Consider the following 18865-nt stretch of genomic DNA (forward strand, 5'->3'; position numbering starts at 1 on the left):
CGTGGGCCGTGGGTCGTGGGTCGTGGGTCGTGGGTCGTGGGTCGTGGGTCGTGGGTCGTGGGTCGTGGGTCGTGGGTCGTGGGTCGTGGGTCGTGGGTCGTGGGTCGTGGGCCGTCGGTCGTGGGGTCGGGGGTGTGGTGCTGCGGTTCGGTCCTTTGGAGCTGAATCGTTTACGACATCGCGCCTGATGCGATCACGGCACGAGCCGATTCGTTTGTGGCATCAGCTCCAAAGGGGGAGCGGGCGGCATGGGGCCGGCATGAGGCGGGCGGGCGGCATGGGGCCGGCGGGCGGCATGAGGGGGGCGGGCGGCATGAGGGAGCGGCGTGGTGCGGGCGGGCGGTGTGGTGCGGGCGGGCGGTGATGGCGTGCGCCGGGGGTTGACGGCAGCGTGCCGTTCGGTGGCGACGTGCTGTTCAGGTCGGGGTGCGGCGGGCCGGTCGGCGCGGGTAGGAGGGATTGGGTGATCATGCGGTTCAGCGGCTTGCGGACGGCCGGCGGGCGGCTCCGGCACGGCTGGCGGCCGGTGCTGGAGGCCACCGTCGCGGCGACGGTGGCCTGGCTGCTGGCCACCCGGTTGCTCGGGCATCCGCAGCCCTTCTTCGCGCCGGCCGCCGCGCTGATCGTCCTCGGTCAGGCCCGGGGTCAACGCATCCGTCGGGCCGTCGAGGTCGTCCTCGGCGTCGCTGCCGGGGTGCTCGTCGCGGACCTGGTGGTGCAGGCGCTCGGCCCGGGCAGCACCTGGACGGTCTTCACCGTCATCCTGCTCACCGTCCTGCTCGCGGTGGCCTTCGGCGCCACCGGCGTGACGCTGGTGCAGGCCGCGGTCTCCGCGCTCTACCTGGTGGTGGTCGCACCACCGGACGGGACATTGGTGCCGTTCCGCTTCGTCGACGCTCTCATCGGGGGCGTGGTCGCGCTCGCGGCCAGCCTGCTGGTCGACGCCCGTCGCCCACTGGCTCCGCTGGTCGCCGAGGTCCGGCGGACCTTCGACGAGTTGGCCGGGCTGCTCGGCGGGATCGCAGACGCCCTCGACCGCCGCGACGAGGACGCCGCGGTCACCATGTTGACCCGGGCCCGGGGGATGGACGCCCGCGTGGACGGGTTGCGCGACGGAGTGCTCGCCGCCGGCGAGGCGCTACGGCTCAACGTCCGTCGACGCCGCCACATCGGTCGGCTGCGCTCGGTGGACCAGTCGATCCGGCAGACCGACTACGCCGTCCGCAACGTCCGGGTGCTGGCCCGCGCCGGCGTGACACTCAGCCGGCTGCACACCCCCGTCCCGCCCGAGCTGGGTGTCGCCCTGCGGTCGCTGGCCGAGGCGGTCAGCAACGCCGGCGCCGCCCTCGCCGCCGACCTCAACGGCCAGGACGACAACGCCGACCAGCATGCCGCGCGGGCCGACGAGGCAGCGCTGGCCGCCGTGCACACCGCTGGGCAGCTCTTCGGCGCCACCCAGACCCTCCCGTTAGCGATGATCATCGGGCAGGTCCGGGCCACGGCCATCGACCTGCTGCGCGGCGTCAACCCCGAGGACGACGCCAGCGTCCTCGCCCGCGTCGACGAAGCCCTCGGCCTCCCTGCCGTCTGATCGGGCCGTCGGCCCCACCACCGACTCGCCGGTCAGGCGCTGGCCCGGGCCACCAGGGCGGACGGGAAGAGGGTCACCGGCGCGGCCGGACGTCCGTCCAGCAGGGCGGTGGCAGCGGCGGCGGCGATCCGCCCCACCGGGTGGCTCGCCGTGGTCAACGCCGGGGCGGTCAGCCCGGCCAGTGGGATGTCGTCGAAACCGGCCACCGCGACGTCGCCGGGCACCCGCACCCCGGCGTCGCGCAGGCCGGCGATCACCCCGAGCGCGGTGTCGTCGCTGATCGCGTAGATCGCGTCGACGTCCGGCCACTGACGAAGCGCCACGTCGGCCGCCGCCCGGCCGCACGCCGCCGTGAAGTCCCCGGGCAGCACCCGCTCCGGCATTCCGGCCTGACGCATCAGCCGGCGGTACGTCTCCACGGGGCGCTGCGCGCAGGGCAACCACCGGGGGCCGGCCACCATGGCGATGCGGCGTCGACCCGTTGCGTACAGATGGCGCAGCACCGCCTCGGACCCGGCCACGTTGTCCACGTCGAACGACGGCACGCTCGCCGAGCCGACGCCGATCGAGACCACCCGGCCCCGCAGTGACCGGGGCACCGACTCCAGCAACTCCTCTGTGGTGTTGACCAGGATCACCCCGCACACGCTGCGATCGTCGAGCCGGGCCAGCCCGCCCGGGTCACCGAGCGGCAGCCAGTGCAACGCCACACCGACACCGGCGGGCGTGCACACCCGGGCCGCCGAACCGACGACCTGGTGCACGTACGGGTCGTCCAGCACCGCCGCGCTGGCCCCCAGCACCGCCACGACCATCCGCACGCCGCCGCCGCGGACCAGCGCCCGGGCAGCCGGGTTGGGCACGTAGCCGAGCTGGTCGACAGCCGCCGCGACCAGTTCCCGGGCCGCCGGCGAGGCGAATCCCGTGCCGGCGATCACCCGCGACGCGGTGGACCGGGACACCCCGGCGACCCGCGCGACGTCCTCGAGAGTTGCCGGTCGGTGTGCCGCTGTCGTCATCGTCGCCTCCCCGCCGAGGCCCGCCCGGTCGGACAAACGCCTGCTCACATCATGCCCCGGCGGACACATCAGCGGTAAGGGGCGGTTGCCGGTTGTGGTGGTAGCGCTCTCAGGTGTGCGATCGTCCCAGGAGATCACCCCGAGGAAGAGGACCCACCCCGTGAGCGCCCCCACCAGTCGACCCGTAGCCCCGGCTACCGCGCCGTCCGCGAAAGCGGTGCTGCTCGCCCGCAACGGCGTCGCGGTCACCTTCACCCTCAACGGGCTCGCCGTCGGCAGCTGGTTCTCCCGGGTGCCGGCGGTCCGCGAGGCGTTGGACCTCTCCGCCGGCCGGCTCGGGCTGCTGCTGCTCGCGATGAGCGTCGGCGCGCTGCTCGCCATGCCCACCGCCGGGCTGCTCGCCCAGCGTCTCGGTGCGGCCCGCACCGTCACCCTGGCCACCGGGGTGGTAGCGGCCGGCCTGACCGTGGCCGGGCTGGGTGCCACGATGACCGGGTCGTTCGCCGTCGTCGCCGTGGGCCTCGTCGCCTTCGGCTACGGCTCCGGCGCCTGTGACGTGGCGATGAACGTCGAGGGCGCGGCGGTGGAGCGTCGGCTCGGCCGCACGATCATGCCTCGTTTCCACGCGGGGTGGAGTCTCGGTTCGGTGGCCGGAGCGGCACTCGGCGCCGGGGCGGCCCGGTTCGACGTAGCGGTCGGCGCGCACCTCGTCGCGGTGGCGGTGGTCGTGTTGGCCGGTACGGTGCTCGCCGCCCGGACGTACCTGCCCCAGGGCATCGACTCCACCGGCGACCCGGCGGACGCCACCCCGGCCGCCCGCCGTCGGGCGCAACTCGCCGCCTGGCGGGAGCCGCGCACCCTGCTCATCGGGCTGTTTGTGCTGGTGGCGGCGTTCACCGAGGGAGCCGCCAACGACTGGCTGGCCGTCGCGTTCATCGACGGACGGGACCTCAGCGAGGCCGCCGGCGCGGCCGTCTTCGCGGTCTTCGTCGTGGGCATGACCGTCGGACGCACCGTCGGCACCGTCGCGCTGGACCGGTGGGGTCGGGTGCCGGTGCTCAGCGGCACCATCGGGCTCGCCGTGGTCGGCGCCGGCCTGGCCGTGCTGGCCGGCTCCGGGCCGGTGGCCGTCGTCGGCGTCGCGCTGTGGGGCCTCGGCGCGTCGCTGGGCTTCCCGGTCGGCATGAGCGCTGCCGCCGACGACGAGGCGCACGCGGCGGTGCGGGTGAGCGTCGTCGCGGTGATCGGCTACACCGCGTTCCTCGGTGGCCCTCCGCTGCTGGGGCTGCTCGGCGACGAGGTCGGCACCCTGCGGGCCCTGCTGGTGGTGCCACTGCTGCTGCTGCCGACACTGCTGCTGGTGCCGGTGCTGCGCCCGCCGCACGCCGTTTCGTCCGCCACTAAAAACTAACCCACTCCGCCGTCGAGCGGTATCGGGTGCGTGGCCGACTGCGTCACGTACCCGAGCTGGTTAGGGTCGCCCGATGCCAACCGACGAGATCACCGCCGCAGCGGCGGGCACCTGGACACTGGGCGACCGCACCGTGCGCCGGATGGGCTTCGGCTCCATGCGGATCACCGCCGACCCCGACCCGGCCCGGGCCGTCGCGCTGCTGCGCCGCGCCGTCGAGCTGGGCGTCAACCACATCGACACGGCCGCGTTCTACGTCTCGCCCGGCGGAACCCTGCGAGTCGGCACCGGCCCGGCCCGCTACGCCACCGAGCTGATCCGCGCGGCGCTCGCCCCGTACCCCCAGGACCTGGTCATCACCACCAAGGTCGGCTTCGGGTACGACAGGGAGGCGGGCTTCACCGAGGCGTTCACCCCGGCGCAGTTGCGCGCCCAGGTGGAGGAGAACCTGCGTCGGCTCGGCCGCGACCACCTCGACGTGGTGAACCTGCGCCTCGGCCGAGGGCCCGGCAAGGTGCCGCTGACCGAGCGGTTCGGCGCGCTCGCCGACCTGCGTGCCGCCGGGCTGATCCGGCACCTCGGGCTCTCCAACGTCCGGCCCGAGCAGCTCGACGAGGTGGCGGGCATCGCGCCGGTGGTCTGCGTACAGAACAACTACGGGGTGGACGCCTACCGGGAGCAGGACGACGTCGTTCGGCTCTGCGGCGAACGGGGTATCGCCTTCGTGCCGTTCTTCGCGCTCGCCGGCACCGGCCGGGAGGCGGGCGCGAGCGCCGCGCAGGGCGAGGCCGTCGAGGCCGTCGCCCGCGCGCACGGCGTCACCGGGCACCAGGTACGCCTGGCGTGGACCCTGCACCAGGGCCCACACGTGCTGGCCATCCCCGGCACCGCGGACCCACACCACCTGGAACAGAACATCGCCGCCGGAGCCCTACGCCTGACCCCCGATGACCTGACCCGTCTCCACACCCCCTAGGCCCGCACGACGTGCACGACGATCTCCTGACCGTCGCCCACGGTGCCGGCGAAGCCCTCCGACACCGCGTCCGCGACCGTCAGCTTGAGCGCGAGGGTCTCGTGCGCGATGAGCTTCCGATGCGCGGAGATCGCCGCCGCGACATCGGCGGGCGCGGCGATCGACACCGTGATCCGGTCGGAGACCTCGAAATCAGCCTCGCGGCGGGCCTGCTGGACGATGCGGACGACGTCGCGTGCGACGCCCTCGGCTGCCAACTCCGGGGTGATCGCGGTGTCCAGCGCGATGGTCACTCCGCGCTGGGACTCCACCACCCAGCCGGTGCGCGGCACCTCCGTGATCAGGATGTCGTCCAGACCCACCTCGACCTGTTCGCCGTCGACCGACAGCGGGTACGTCCCGTTCGCCCGGACACCGTCGACCAGCTCCCGCGCTGACACGCCGGCGACGGCCTTCGCGACCTGCTGGGTGCGGTTGCCGAACCGGCGACCCAGTGTCCGGAAGTTCGCCTTGACCTGCACGTCGATGACTCCGCTCTGGGAGTCGAGCGGCTGGAGGACCTTGACGTTCAACTCGTCGCCGATGTCGTCCAGCAACGTCTGCGGGAGCACCGTGCCGGCCGGTAGTCCCACGAGCGCCCGGCTCAACGGCTGACGGATCCGCAGGCTGCTCGTCTTACGGGCGGACCGGCCCGCCTCGGCCAGCGCCCGCGCCGTGGCCACCTGGGCCGACAACTCCGTGCTGATCACCGTGGTGTCGGGCGTGGGCCAGGTCGCCAGGTGCACCGACTCCGGTGCCGATGCGGCGCCGCGCCGGATGACCTGCTGCCACACCTCCTCCGTGATGAAGGGAACGAACGGCGCGAGAAGCCGCGTGAGGATGTCGAGGCACTCGTACAGGGTGGTGAGGGCGTCGGGGTCGCCCTCCCAGAAACGCTGCCGCGAGCGCCGGACGTACCAGTTCGACAGGTCGTCGATGAAGTCGGCGAGCAGCCGGCCGGCGCGGGCCGTGTCGTAGTTCCGCATCCGTTCGTCGACGGCGGCCGCGAGGGCGTGGACCTCGCCGACGATCCACCGGTCCAGCACCGGTCGTCGGGCGACCGGCTGCGCCAGGTGCGGCGTCCACGTCGCGTTCGCCGCGTAGAGGGAGAAGAACGCGGCGGTGTTCCAGTAGGTCATCAACACCTTGCGGACGATCTCGTCGAGCGGACCGGGACCGATCCGGCGCGGCGACCACGGTGAGCCGGAGCACGCCATGAACCAGCGCACCGCGTCCGCGCCGTGGGTGTCCATCAACGGGATCGGCAGCAGGATGTTGCCCAGGTGTTTGCTCATCTTGCGGCCGTCCTCGGCCAGGATGTGCCCGAGGCAGACGACGTTCTCGTACGGGGACCGGTCGAAGACCAGGGTGCCCACCGCCATCAGCGTGTAGAACCACCCCCGCGTCTGGTCGATCGCCTCGCAGATGTACTGGGCCGGATAGCTGCGCTCGAAGATCTCCTTGCTGCCCGGTACGTGGGGGTAGCCCAACGACGCGAACGGCATCGCCCCGGAGTCGTACCAGGCATCGATCACCTCGGGGACCCGGGTGGCGGTCCGGCCACAGTCCGGGCACGCGAAGGTGATCTCGTCGACGTACGGGCGGTGCGGATCCAGCTCGGACAGGTCGGCGCCGGCCAGCTCACCGAGCTCCGCACGGGAACCGACAGCTGTCACGTGGCCGTCCGGGCACCGCCACAGCGGCAGCGGTGTGCCCCAGTAGCGGGAGCGGGACACCGCCCAGTCGATGTTGTTCTTCAGCCAGTCGCCGTACCGGCCGTGTTTGATGTGCTCCGGGAACCAGTTCGTGTTCTCGTTCTCCCGGTTTAGCTGGTCGCGTACCTCGGTGGTCCGGATGTACCAGGACGGCTGCGCGTAGTACATCAGCGGGGTGTGGCACCGCCAGCAGTGCGGGTAGGGGTGCTCGAACGGCTCGTGCCGGAACAACCGACCGGACTCCTTGAGCCGGTCGATGAGCAACGCGTCGGCGTCCTTGAAGAACACCCCGCCGACCAGGTCGATGTCGTCGGTGAACCGCCCGTTCGGGGCGACCGGGTTCACCAGCGGCAACCCGTAGGCGCGGCAGACGGCGAGGTCGTCCGCCCCGAAGGCTGGCGCCTGGTGCACCAGACCGGTGCCGTCCTCGGTCGTGACGTAGTCCGCGAGGACCACGCGGTGCGCGTCCGGGATCTCCACCAGGTCGAACGGCCGCTCGTATCGCAACCCCTCCAGGGCCGATCCCGGCACTGTCGCCAGGATCTCCGCCTCCTCACCGAGGACCCGCCGGGCCAACGGCTCGGCGACGACGAACGTGCCCCGCTCGGTGCGGGCGAGGGCGTACGGCACAGTGGGGTGGACGGCGACGGCGGTGTTGGACACCAGGGTCCACGGCGTGGTGGTCCAGATCAGCAGTTCGACGTCGCGGTGTCCGGCTACCGCCTCGCGTAACGGAAACCGTACATACACGGACGGGTCGGTGACCGTCTCGTACCCCTGCGCCACCTCGTGGTCGGACAGGGTCGTGCCGTCGCGGGTGCAGTACGGCGCGACCCGGAAGTCCTCCACCAGACGCCCGCCGTCGTGGATCCGCTTCAGTGACCACCAGACACTGTCCACGTACTCCGGGGACATCGTCTGGTACGGGTGCTCCAGGTCGATCCAGTAACCCATGCGTTGGCTGAGCTCGACGAACTCGTCCACGTGCCGCAGCACCGAGGTGCGGCACAGGGCGTTGAACTCGGCGACGCCCATCTTCTCGATGTCGGGCTTGCCGCTCAGCCCCAGCTCCTTCTCCACCGCGAGCTCGACCGGCAGGCCGTGGCAGTCCCACCCGGCGCGGCGTGGCACCGAGAAGCCGCGCATCGTCCGGTACCGGGGGAAGAGGTCCTTGAACACCCTCGCCTCGATGTGATGGGTGCCCGGCGTGCCGTTGGCGGTCGGCGGCCCCTCGTAGAACACCCACGGCGGACCGTCGGCCGTCTGCTCCAGGCTCCGGTTGAACACGTCGTTGGCCTGCCACCACCCGATGACCGCACGGTCCATCCCACCAAGGTCGATCCTGGTGGGCAGTGGCACGAATGGCGACTTCGATGGACCGTCCGGCACCGACGTTCTCCCTACACTCCACGTCCGCTCACGCGGGCATCAGCTCACTGCCCACGCGGGGACGAAGCGTCAGGCGTATGGCCAGGACTCCGCGGTACCACCCCGCTTGCGCCCCGGTGGTGCGGGCGCCGCTCGATTTCGCGACGTGACGTGCCGCGACGTCCGGGTCTACTGGGGCGTTGACGTGCCCGTTCTTCCGGAGGCTCCCCGGTGATGGCCGGATCGGTGCCGATGCCGTCGAGCATAGCTGTCCGTGCGCGGCGCCAATGGCCGGAGTGCTAGGCGTGCAGCCAGACGCGGAGGGAGCCGGCGGTGGTGAAGCCGGCGGAGAGCGCCAGCGTCAGGTCCGGGGTGGTTTCGTAGCCGACCAGCGGTGCGCCGGGCACGGTGGCGCACACCGCCTGCCAGATCTCCCGAGGATCGTCGCTCTGGGCGAACAGGTTGGAGACGCCGTAGGTGCCTCCCTCGCCGCTGAGCACCGCACCGCCGGTGATCACACCCCGGTCGTCGTGGCGGGCGAGCACCCGTACCCGTGGGTCGGTCAGGAGCGCGGGGCGGAACACGTCCCCACCGCCGTGGGCGGCGGCCCAGGCCGCCAACCGGTCGGGTGTGGTGACCGGGACCAGCGGTGTGTCGACAGGTGGTGCCAACGGTGGCCGGTGGATCCACTGCGCGTCGAAGAGCACCCGGAAGCCGTACCCGGACAGGTCGAGGTCGGCGAAGCTGTCCTTCACCGACGCGCCGGGCCCCACGTCGATCCGGGCGAGCAGGGCCTCGGCGTCGATGCCCGGCCGCAGGGTGACCGCGTCCGGGTACCAGGGTGGCGAACGGCGGGGGACCGACCAGGCGTCGGCGTCGGTACGGCCGGTCAGCCCATGGCTGCCGCAGACGATGTCGCACCACTCGGCGTTGTCGTGGGCCGCCGCCGCCCGTGGGTCCTTCAGCACGCCCGGCAGCCTAGGCGGCCGTGCGCTCACGGCGCGTAGACCAGGTCCATCGTGTCGGTGTGGCCGGACCAGCGCAGGTCCAGACGCCAGCAACCGGCCTGGGGCACGTCGATGATCGACGGACCTGGCCCGCCGGCGACCTCCCGGGTGACAGTGGTGTCGGTGCCGTCCAGCGTCGCGGTGATCACCAGAGTGGCCGGTGCCGTCGGGTCGGGTGTGGTCGTGGAGGCCTGGGCCACCCACAGGATCTTGTTGTTCGACCCGTCCTTGCGGTGCTGCCGCAGCGGGTGGGCGAACAGCACCGCCACGATGTTGCCCTTCGCGCCGAAGACGTGCGGGACCCGAGCGTCGCCGCTGAAACCGGCGTCCGCCCAGTCGGGCAGAGCTCCCGTCTCGACCCGCGCCGCGCAGGCGCTCGCCGTGGTGGCGCCGTCGCTCGTCGGCGCCGCCGACCCGCCGGCGCTCGTCGGCGCCGCCGACCCGCCGTCGCTCGTGGCCGTGCAGCCCGCCAGCAGCACCACGGACATCGCCAGCGTCACTCTTCCCCGTGAACCCATCTCACCCCTCCAGTGCGCGTCGACTCGTCGCACAGTCAGGACACCGGTCGGGCCGGTCAGGTTCCTAGCGCAGCGACCTGGCGATCTCGATCGCCTCGGCCTTGCTGAGGGAACCTTCGAGCCGGTAGCTCACGTCGGCGTCCTGCCAGATCAGTGTCGAGGCGGCCAGTCGGGCGGTCTCCTCGCGGACCTCGCCCGCACGGTCCACGTACGACAACACGTGTGGTCGGTCGACCCAGATGGCGAAGTCACCGTCGACCTGCGTCCACTCCGCCCCCGGCGGGGTGACCTCCTTGTGGAAGGCCAGGTTGAGGCGACCGTCGAACGCGTCGATGCGCAGCGCGCCCCCGTCGTAGAGCAGCGTCGCCACCCGGCAGACACCCGAAGGGTCAGGATCGGCGACCAGCACCCGCTCGGGCGGACCCAACGACGCCGGTAGGCGGATCGGGAACCGCACCGCCCGCTGCGCCTCGTCCAAGGCGGCGGTCCGCTGCGCGGGCAACGGCGACGGGGTGCCGGCGGGCGGCGTCGGGGCGGACGAGGTGGCGATGCTGACACCGGCGAAGCGCAGCAGCCCGGCGACGGCGTCCGCGACGGCGGCCCGCGTCGGCGGCACCAACGCGACCAGGAGGGCGACCAGCGCCGCAGCGGCGAGCGGACGCCACCGGCGCACGGGCCTGTCGAGTCGTACGCGGACACGGGCGGTCACGTCGGGCGGCTCGGGTGTCTCCAACCAGGCGGACAGGTCGCGCAACTCCCGTTCGAGGTCACCCATGCCGGACCTCCTCCCGGTCGAGAAGGCCGCGGAGTTTCGCCAGCGCCCGGGAGGTGCGCGACTTCACCGTCCCCCGGGGCCAACCCAGTGCCGCCACCGTCTCCTCCTCGGTGAGATCGAGGAAGTACCGACAGACGATCACCTCGCGGTCCCGTACCGGCAGTTGCCGCAGGGCCCCGACCAGCGCCTCCCGGCGCTCCCCGGCGAGGACCGCGCCGACCGCCCCGTCCTCGGCGATCTCGGACGTCGGGTCGGCCGCCGCCGCCCGCAGGACGAGCCCGTCCCGCCGGCCCCGGGACCGGTGCAGGTTGCGGGTCTCGTTGGCGACGATCGCGAGCAGCCACGAGCGGAAGGACGACTCGCCCCGGTACCGGGACAGCTTGCGGTACGCCTTCACGAACGCCTCCTGCGTGACGTCCTCGGAGTCTGAACCCGCACCGAGCAGCACCGCCGTCCGGTACGCGGACGCGGTGTGCCGGGCTACCAGGAGGTCGTACGCCTCCAGGTCACCGGCTCGAGCGCGGGTGACGAGAGCGTCGTCGTCCAGGGGAGGCCTCCGTTCGGATCACACTCATGACACCGCGCGGGCGTCGCGGGTTCCACCCGGCGCGGGTCAGGTTGCTCCCACCCGGCGTGCAGCGTATTGCCAGGATTCGGTGGTGCACTGGGAGAGGTGTCGAGGAGAGGGGCTGGTCATGAGCTGGTTCAATCGCCGGGCACGGGGTGCCGAGACGACCCCGACGAAGCTGGACCGGGAGGCGACCCGCGAGGACCTCGCGGCGCTGGAGGCGTTCGTCGCCAGCCGGCGGGGCGTGGAGTTCTATCTGGAGCCGGAGACCACGGCGACGGACACGACTGTGGTGGCGATCGCCCACGACGGTGAGTGGATCCGCCGGCGCACCGGTACTCCCCGGGCGGCGGGGAGCATCGCCCGCAAGCACGCGGTGCCGCTGTACGAGGCCGCCCGCACCGGCTACCCGGAACGGATGCGGGTGTGGAACCGCGCCCACCCGGAGCGCCACGCCCGTTGAGACTCGCCTGCTCAGGCGTCCTCGACGGCTGACCGGGCCTGTTCAGCGGTCATCGGCTCGGCGTGGCTGGAGACGTACCAGTGGTAGTCGTCGTGTAGCAGTCGTCGGACCAGGCCCAGGTCGAGGCCGTCCTCGGGTCGGCGCAGATGGGCCGGCGGTGGGTAGAAGCAGTCGCCCAACACCATGACACCCGAGTCGGGCACCAGGACGACAGTCGAATCCGGGGCGTGCCGACCTCCGACGTGCCGTAGCCCCACGCCGACCGGCAACTCGTCGGCATCGGTGAAGGTCCGGGTCGGTGGTAGGACCGCGAAGTCCTCCCAGGAGTCGACAGCCCGTGCCCGCGCCCGGAAGCTCGGGCCGAGGCGAGGGTTGGCGCGTACCTGCTCGTCCAGGTAGTGGTGGCTCCACGGCCGGGCGGCCTCGGCGCGCAGCAGCGGCACGGCCGCCTCGTGCCCGACGATCTCGACACCGGGCCAGGCGCAGGCTCCCCAGACGTGGTCCCAGTGGTGGTGGGTGTAGACGAGCCAACGTGGCTGCGGTAGCCCGGCGGCGGCGAGCGCGACCTGGATCTCGCGAGCGTGCGCGGGGCTCTGCCCGGCGTCGATCATCACACTGCCGCGCTTGTCGACGACGACGGCGACGCCGGCCTGGACGGCCTCCGGGTCGGGATCGCCCGGACAGATCCAGACACGGCCGGCCAGGTGGTGGAACTGCGGGGCGACCATGGTGATCGACCTCCGGGATTGATCGTGGACGCTGGTGCGGCGTTTTCCGATCCTAGGTGAGGGTGCCGCCCGGCACCGTCCCACCGGACGATCGGCGCAGGCCAGAGCAGGTTCCGGCCATCCTTTGCTCTGCATACCTATGCGCACCGGTGACGATCCGTGCCCGGTGCCTATAGGTATGCAGAGCAAAGGGCGTGGGGCATTCATCCGGGGCATTGCCACAGCGCGCATCCACCGTCGCGGCAATCGCTGAAGCTCGATGATTGTCGGCCGCCTAGCCGGGACGGAGTGGCGTTGACCCGCAGCGGAAGGGTGTGGCAGCATTCGCGGCCTGACGGCAGTGAAGGAAGTCGGTGCGATTCCGACGCGGTCCCGCCACTGTCACCGGGGAGCGATCCCCCCTCGTGAGTCACGGCCGTGTGTCTGCGGTTGGAAGGCCGGGGGAGAGCGTCGATCCGGAAGCCAGGATACTTCGGCCGTCGGGACGTACCCCAGGGCGTGGACACCCGAGGAGGACCCGATGACGCACGGCGTCTCATTCATCGACGAACTTCGTCATGACTCGCACGGCGGGCGATGCACAGTGCCCGCGACCGGTCACGCCCCGTTGAGCTGAGCGCCGCCCGCCGCCGACCGGCCCCGCCGCTCGCGTCCGCGAGCCGTCCGCCCCGCCGTCGTACCGGCTGACGCCGCACCCACCCGCATCGTCGCGGTCACCCTCGTGGTGGCCGGGGCGTCACTCCCCGGAGCCCGCCGTGCGCATCCTGCTGCTGTCCACCGCCGACACCGACCTGCTGGCCGCCCGCGCCAGCGGCGCTGACTACCGGCTGGCCAACCCCGCCCGGGTCGCCGCCGACGAGGTGCCCGCCCTGCTCGACGGCGTGAACCTCGTCGTCGTACGCCTGCTCGGCGGTCGACAGGCCTGGCCGGACGGCCTCGCGGCGGTGCTCGCCACCGGCGTGCCGACTGTCGTGCTCGGCGGTGAGGCGCTGCCTGACGCGGAGCTGATGGCCATCTCCACAGTGCCGTCCGGGGTCGTCACCCAGGCGCTCGCGTACCTGGTCGAGGGCGGGCCGGACAACCTGGGGCAGCTGGCCCGCTTCCTCTCCGACACGGTGCTGCTCACCGGCGAGGGGTTCGACCCGCCCACACCCACCCCGGCGTACGGGGTGCACCGTGAGTACCCCACGAATCCGGAGCAGCCCACCGTCGGGATCGTCTTCTACCGGGCGCACGCCCTCGCCGGTAACACCGGCTTCGTCGACGTGCTCGCGGACGCGGTCCGCGAGGCCGGCGGCAACCCGCTGCCGATCTTCTGCGGTTCGTTGCGGGGGCTGACCACGGGGTCCGGCCCGCTCGGGCTCTTCGCCCGCTGCGACGCCCTGCTGGTCACCGTCCTCGCGGCGGGCGGCGCGGTCGCCGCGGACGCCTCCGGGGGCGGCGACGAGGACGCCTGGGACGTCGGCGCCCTGGCCGCCCTGGACGTGCCGATCATCCAGGCGCTCTGCCTGACCAGCACCCGGAAGCAGTGGGCCGACAGCGACGCCGGGCTGTCCCCGTTGGACGCCGCGATGCAGGTGGCCATCCCCGAGTTCGACGGCCGGATCATCACCGTGCCGTTCTCGTTCAAGCAGATCGACTCCGACGGGCTCTCGGTCTACGCCGCCGATCCCGAGCGGGCCGCCCGGGTCGCCGGGATCGCGGTGCGCCACGCCCGGCTGCGGTACCTTCCCAACCCCGACAAGCGGGTCGCCGTGGTGCTCAGCTCGTACCCCACCAAGCACTCCCGGGTCGGCAACGCCGTCGGGCTGGACACCCCGGTCTCGGCGGTCCGGCTGCTCGCCGCACTGGCCGAGGACGGCTACGACCTGGGCGACGCGCCGCCACCCACCGACGGGGACGCGCTGATCCACGCGCTGATCGCCGCCGGTGGGCACGACGTGGAGTGGCTCACCCCGGAGCAGTTGGCCGCCGCCGAGGCCCGGATACCGGGGGACACGTACCGGCGGTGGTTCGACCAGGTCCCTGCTGAGCTGCGCGAGCGGATGCGGGAGCACTGGGGTGAGCCGCCCGGCGAGCTGTACACCGAGGGCGGGGACATCGTGCTCGCCGGTCTGCGCTTCGGCAACGTGGTGCTGCTGATCCAGCCGCCCCGCGGCTTCGGGGAGAATCCGATCGCCATCTACCACGACCCGGACCTGCCGCCCAGCCATCACTACCTGGCCGCGTACCGCTGGTTGGCCACGCCGGCCTCCGACGGCGGCTTCGACGCGGACGCTGTGGTGCACCTGGGCAAACACGGCACCCTGGAGTGGTTGCCCGGCAAGGGTCTCGGTCTGGCTGCCGACTGCGCGCCCGACACGGTCCTCGGTGACCTGCCGCTGGTCTACCCGTTCATCGTCAACGACCCGGGCGAGGGCACCCAGGCCAAGCGGCGGGCACACGCCGTGGTCATCGACCACCTGGTGCCGCCGATGGCCCGCGCCGAGACCTACGGCGACCTGGCCAAACTGGAACAACTGCTCGACGAGTACGCCACCGTGCAGGCCCTCGACCCGGCCAAGGTGCCCACCGTCCGGGCACAGATCTGGGACCTGGTACGCGCCGCCGAACTGCACCACGACCTGCACGCCGAGGCGATGCCCGACGCGGACGACTTCGACGACTTCGTGCTGCACCTCGACGGGTACCTGTGCGAGGTCAAGGACGTGCAGATCCGCGACGGCCTGCACATCCTCGCCGACGCGCCCACCGGGGAGCCCCGGGTCAACCTGGTCCTCGCGGTGCTGCGCGCCCCGCAGATCTGGGGTGGCGCACACGCCCTGCCCGGCCTGCGGCAGGCCCTCGCCGTCGCGTACGGCCTCGACGAACAGGAACTGCTCGCGTCACCGGGACAACGACTGGCACTGCCCAGCGCGTTGACCGACGTGGTGGACGGGCCGGCCGGCACCGCCGCCGACGCGGTCGACCTGATCGAGGCCCTCGCCCGGCGGCTGGTCATCGGCATGGAGACGCTCGGCTGGGACGCCGACACCGTCGACACGGTGGTCGCGGAGGTGACCGGGCAGCCGATCCCCGACGTCGCCGCGGTGCTGCGCTTCGCCGCCACCGAACTCGTACCTCGGCTGGACCGCACCACCGACGAGCTGACCAACACCCTCGGTGCGCTCGACGGCCGGTTCGTGCCGCCCGGCCCGTCCGGCTCACCCACCCGGGGCCTGGTCAACGTGCTGCCCACCGGCCGCAACTTCTACTCCGTCGACCCGAAGGCCATTCCCAGCCGCAACGCCTGGGACGTCGGGGTGGCCCTCGCCGACTCCCTGCTGGCCCGGCACCTCGCCGACACCGGCGCGTACCCCCGCTCGGTGGGTTTGACAGTGTGGGGCACCAGCGCCATGCGCACCCAGGGCGACGACATCGCCGAGGTGCTCGCGCTGCTGGGCTGCCGCCCGGTCTGGGACGACAGGTCGCGGCGGGTCACCGGCATCGAGGTGGTGCCCACGGCCGAGTTGGGCCGGCCCCGCGTCGACGTCACGGTGCGCATCTCCGGCTTCTTCCGCGACGCGTTCCCGCACGTGGTGGCGCTGCTCGACGACGCCGTGCGGCGGGTCGCCGCCCTGGACGAGCCGGCCGAGGAGAACTACCTGCGGGCGCACGTCGCCGCCGACCTCGCCGAGCACGGCGACGAGCGGCGGGCCACCGCGCGAATCTTCGGCTCGAAGCCCGGGGCGTACGGTGCCGGGCTGCTGCCGCTGATCGACGCCCGGACGTGGCGCAGCGACGCCGACCTCGCCGAGGTGTACGCGGTGTGGGGCGGCTACGCCTACGGCCGGGGCCTGGACGGGCGGGAGGCGCGGGCCGACATGGAACGGTCCTTCGCCCGGATCTCGGTGGCGGTGAAGAACCAGGACACCCGCGAGCACGACATCGTCGACTCCGACGACTACTTCCAGTACCACGGCGGGATGGTGGCGATGGTCCGTCACCTTACCGGCACGTCCCCGCAGGCGTACGTGGGTGACTCGGCGATGCCGCACGACGTGCGGACCCGCACCCTGGGCGAGGAGACCCGGCGGGTGTTCCGGGCCCGGGTGGTCAACCCGAAGTGGATCGCCGCGATGCGCCGGCACGGCTACAAGGGCGCGTTCGAGCTGGCCGCGACAGTGGACTACCTGTTCGGCTACGACGCCACGGCCGGTGTCGTCGACGACTGGATGTACGAGCACCTGGCCGCCGCGTACCTCTTCGACGACACCACCCGGGAGTTCCTGGAGCAGTCCAACCCGTGGGCGCTGCGCGGCATCACCGAGCGCCTGTTGGAGGCCGCCGACCGGGGGCTGTGGGCCAAACCCGAACCGGCCACCCTGGACCGGCTCCGCGACACCTACCTGGCCAGCGAGGGCGATCTGGAGGACCGGGTGTGAGCGCGAGGAGTGAGCCGGTCTTGCGAGCCCCGCAGTCGCGAACGAAAGAAGGCACAGTGACGACATACCCGTTCAGCGCGGTGCTCGGCATGGAGGACATGCGGCTGGCGCTGCTGCTCAACGCGGTGTCCCCGGCGATCGGCGGGGTGCTGGTCCGGGGCGAGAAGGGCACCGCCAAGTCCACCGCCGTTCGCGCGCTCGCCGCGCTGCTGCCCCCGGTCCGCCGGGTCGCGGGCTGCCGATTCGGCTGTGATCCCGCCGAGCCGGACCCGGCCTGCCCGGACGGGCCGCATCCGACCGCCGCGACCGCCGAGATCCGCCCGGCCCGCCTCGTGGAGCTGCCGGTGGGCGCCGCCGAGGACCGGGTGGTCGGCTCACTGGACCTGGAGAAGGCCCTCGGCGAGGGTGTACGCGCCTTCGAGCCGGGTCTGCTCGCCGCCGCGCACCGGGGGGTGCTCTACGTCGACGAGGTGAACCTGCTGCACGACCACCTCGTGGATCTGCTGCTGGACGCGGCGGCGATGGGCCGCAGCCACGTCGAGCGGGAGGGCGTCTCGGTCAGCCACGCCGCCCGGTTCCTGCTGGTCGGCACGATGAACCCGGAGGAGGGGGAGCTGCGCCCCCAGCTTCTCGACCGGTTCGGGCTGACCGTGGAGGTGGGCGCCAGCCGCGATCCGGAGGTCCGGGTGGAGGTGGTCCGCCGTCGGCTCGCCGCCGACGCCGACCCGGCCGGGTTCGCCGCCCGCTGGGCCGACGCGGACGCGGAGATCGCCGGCCAGGTCGCCGCCGCCCGCCGCCGACTTGCCGGGGTACGCCTGCCGGACGCCGCGCTGCGGCAGATCGCCGAGGTGTGCGCCGCGTTCGACGTGGACGGGATGCGCGCCGACATCGTCACCGCCCGTACCGCTCTGGCGCACGCCGCCTGGCACGGCCGGGACCGGGTCACCATCGACGACGTACGGGTGGCGGCTCGGCTGGCCCTGCCGCACCGCAGCCGCCGCGACCCGTTCGACACCCCCGGGCTGGACGAGAAGCGCCTGGACGAGGCGTTGCAGCGCGCCCAGGACGCCCACCCCGACGACCCCGACGACGACGGCCCGGACGATAGTGGCCCGAACGACAGTGGCCCGAACGGTGGCGGCCCGGGTGGCGGGGGTCCGAACGGTGGTGGTGGTCCGCAGGATCACGCGACATCCGAGGGTGAACCCGTCGACCACAGTGGATCCGGCCCGGCCGGACCCTCGGCGGCCGACGGCGACGCCGGTCCGACCGACGGCCCCAGTGGGACCGACGACGCGCGTTCGACGGACGACCGAGGTGGGCACGCCCAGCACGGCGGCCGGGAAGCGCCGGACGGTGGCGACGCCGACCCACGCCGGGGGCGGGACGGTGGCGCGGACGCGCAGCCGGTGGCCGTACCCCGGGGTGGGTTGACCGCGCGGCTGCTCACCGCGCCCGGCGTGGGTGACGGGGTGCCCGGCCGGCGTTCGCGGGCCCGCACCGGGCGGGGGCGCACCACAGGGGCCCGGGTGCCGAACGGTCGGGTCGGTGCGCTGCACCTGCCGGCGACGGTTCGCGCCGCCGCGCCGCACCAGGCGTCACGGGGGCGGCTGACCGGCCCCCTGCGGTTGCGTCCGGACGACGTGCGTGAGGCGGTCCGGGAGGGGCGCGAGGGCAACCTGGTGCTGTTCGTGGTGGACGCCAGCGGGTCGATGGGCGCCCGGCAGCGGATGACCGCGGTGAAGGACGCGGTGCTCGCGCTGCTCACCGACGCGTACCAGCGGCGGGACAAGGTCGCGGTGATCGCCTTCCGGGGCGCCGACGCGCGGACGTTGCTGCCGGCCACCTCGTCGGTGCTGGCCGCCTCGACCCGGCTGACCGAACTGCCCACCGGTGGGCGTACGCCGCTGGCCGAAGGGCTGCTCGCGGCTGCCGACCTGCTGCGGGTGGAGCGCCTGCGCGACCCGTTGCGGCGTCCCCTCGTCCTCGTCGTCACCGACGGCCGGGCCACCGCCGGCACCCGCCCGCTGGACCGGGCGGCGGGAGCGGCGGCGGTCCTGGCGGCGACTGGCGCTCCCTGCGTCGTCGTGGACTGCGAAACCGGCCCGGTACGCCTGAACCTGGCGCGTCGTCTGGCGACGCAGTTGCACGCGCCGCACCACCCGCTGGCCGCCCTCACCCACCCGCCTGCCCGGGATGCCGGGCTGCCGGTGGCGGCGTGACGGGGGCACCGATGGGCCATCGACACCGCAGGATCGCGCGA

Annotated in this window: 13 protein-coding genes and 1 riboswitch; of the genes, 6 read left to right on the forward strand and 7 right to left on the reverse strand. The window is 72.9% G+C overall.

The annotated features are described in order from the left end of the window. The first annotated feature begins 469 nt into the window (after positions 1-469). Entirely contained in the window at positions 470-1591 is a 1122-nt protein-coding gene (locus FHU34_RS16265; RefSeq protein ID WP_145785621.1) for an FUSC family protein, read from the forward strand. A 32-nt stretch (positions 1592-1623) separates the two neighbouring features. Here FHU34_RS16265 and FHU34_RS16270 read toward each other — a convergent pair whose 3' ends face one another. Next, the gene (locus FHU34_RS16270) at positions 1624-2610 is read right to left on the reverse strand and encodes a LacI family DNA-binding transcriptional regulator (protein ID WP_145781378.1); all 987 of its coding nucleotides are present in this window, start codon (positions 2608-2610) and stop codon (positions 1624-1626) included. Positions 2611-2770: 160 nt separating this feature from the next. Between FHU34_RS16270 and FHU34_RS16275 the strand changes: the two genes are divergently transcribed. Further along, complete coding sequence (locus tag FHU34_RS16275; RefSeq protein WP_145781380.1) at positions 2771-4021, forward strand: MFS transporter; 1251 nt, start codon at positions 2771-2773, stop codon at positions 4019-4021. Positions 4022-4094: 73 nt separating this feature from the next. Next, a complete protein-coding gene (locus FHU34_RS16280; protein WP_145781383.1) occupies positions 4095-4997 on the forward strand; it encodes an aldo/keto reductase in 903 nt (300 codons plus the stop codon). On the opposite strand, the gene ileS is transcribed toward FHU34_RS16280, so the two are convergent. The 5 genes from ileS to FHU34_RS16305 all read right to left on the reverse strand — a co-directional run bounded on the left by ileS (position 4994) and on the right by FHU34_RS16305 (position 10867). After that, entirely contained in the window at positions 4994-8110 is a 3117-nt protein-coding gene (gene ileS / locus FHU34_RS16285) for an isoleucine--tRNA ligase (protein ID WP_425280575.1), read from the reverse strand. The genes FHU34_RS16280 and ileS overlap by 4 nt on opposite strands. Positions 8111-8418: 308 nt before the next feature. Further along, complete coding sequence (locus tag FHU34_RS16290) at positions 8419-9087, reverse strand: hypothetical protein (protein WP_145781388.1); 669 nt, start codon at positions 9085-9087, stop codon at positions 8419-8421. A 26-nt stretch (positions 9088-9113) separates the two neighbouring features. Beyond that, positions 9114-9644, reverse strand: coding sequence for a hypothetical protein (locus tag FHU34_RS16295; RefSeq protein WP_145781390.1), 531 nt, complete (start codon positions 9642-9644; stop codon positions 9114-9116). A 64-nt stretch (positions 9645-9708) separates the two neighbouring features. Further along, positions 9709-10419, reverse strand: coding sequence for a hypothetical protein (locus FHU34_RS16300; RefSeq protein ID WP_145781393.1), 711 nt, complete (start codon positions 10417-10419; stop codon positions 9709-9711). Next, entirely contained in the window at positions 10412-10867 is a 456-nt protein-coding gene (locus FHU34_RS16305; protein WP_423437405.1) for an RNA polymerase sigma factor, read from the reverse strand. Before FHU34_RS16305 ends, FHU34_RS16300 begins: the two co-directional genes overlap by 8 nt. A gap of 247 nt (positions 10868-11114) precedes the next feature. On the opposite strand from FHU34_RS16305, the gene FHU34_RS16310 reads away from it, so the two are divergent. After that, complete coding sequence (locus FHU34_RS16310) at positions 11115-11450, forward strand: hypothetical protein (protein WP_145781398.1); 336 nt, start codon at positions 11115-11117, stop codon at positions 11448-11450. An 11-nt stretch (positions 11451-11461) separates the two neighbouring features. On the opposite strand, the gene FHU34_RS16315 is transcribed toward FHU34_RS16310, so the two are convergent. Beyond that, positions 11462-12178, reverse strand: a complete 717-nt coding sequence (locus FHU34_RS16315; protein WP_145781400.1) for an MBL fold metallo-hydrolase — start codon at positions 12176-12178, stop codon at positions 11462-11464. Positions 12179-12496: 318 nt separating this feature from the next. Beyond that, a riboswitch (cobalamin riboswitch) is annotated at positions 12497-12673 on the forward strand. Positions 12674-12933: 260 nt separating this feature from the next. Between FHU34_RS16315 and cobN the strand changes: the two genes are divergently transcribed. Together cobN and FHU34_RS16325 are read left to right on the forward strand one after the other, a co-directional pair. Then, on the forward strand, positions 12934-16602 hold the full coding sequence (gene cobN / locus FHU34_RS16320; RefSeq protein WP_145781402.1) for a cobaltochelatase subunit CobN: 3669 nt from the start codon (positions 12934-12936) through the stop codon (positions 16600-16602). Further along, positions 16599-18824, forward strand: coding sequence for a putative cobaltochelatase (locus FHU34_RS16325; RefSeq protein WP_425280529.1), 2226 nt, complete (start codon positions 16599-16601; stop codon positions 18822-18824). The genes cobN and FHU34_RS16325 overlap by 4 nt, the downstream gene beginning before the upstream one ends. The last annotated feature ends 41 nt before the right edge of the window (positions 18825-18865 follow it).

The sequence above is a fragment of the Micromonospora taraxaci genome (genome assembly GCF_007830095.1).
GTDB classification, from domain to species: Bacteria; Actinomycetota; Actinomycetes; order Mycobacteriales; family Micromonosporaceae; genus Micromonospora; species Micromonospora taraxaci.

Bases quoted from the DNA above. Each gene is read 5' to 3' on its own strand.
- FHU34_RS16265 (WP_145785621.1), top strand. From the start codon at position 470: ATGCGGTTCAGCGGCTTGCGGACGGCCGGCGGGCGGCTCCGGCACGGC.
- FHU34_RS16270 (WP_145781378.1), bottom strand. From the start codon at position 2,610: ATGACGACAGCGGCACACCGACCGGCAACTCTCGAGGACGTCGCGCGG.
- FHU34_RS16280 (WP_145781383.1), top strand. From the start codon at position 4,095: ATGCCAACCGACGAGATCACCGCCGCAGCGGCGGGCACCTGGACACTG.
- FHU34_RS16295 (WP_145781390.1), bottom strand. From the start codon at position 9,644: ATGGGTTCACGGGGAAGAGTGACGCTGGCGATGTCCGTGGTGCTGCTG.
- FHU34_RS16300 (WP_145781393.1), bottom strand. From the start codon at position 10,419: ATGGGTGACCTCGAACGGGAGTTGCGCGACCTGTCCGCCTGGTTGGAG.
- FHU34_RS16310 (WP_145781398.1), top strand. From the start codon at position 11,115: ATGAGCTGGTTCAATCGCCGGGCACGGGGTGCCGAGACGACCCCGACG.
- FHU34_RS16315 (WP_145781400.1), bottom strand. From the start codon at position 12,178: ATGGTCGCCCCGCAGTTCCACCACCTGGCCGGCCGTGTCTGGATCTGT.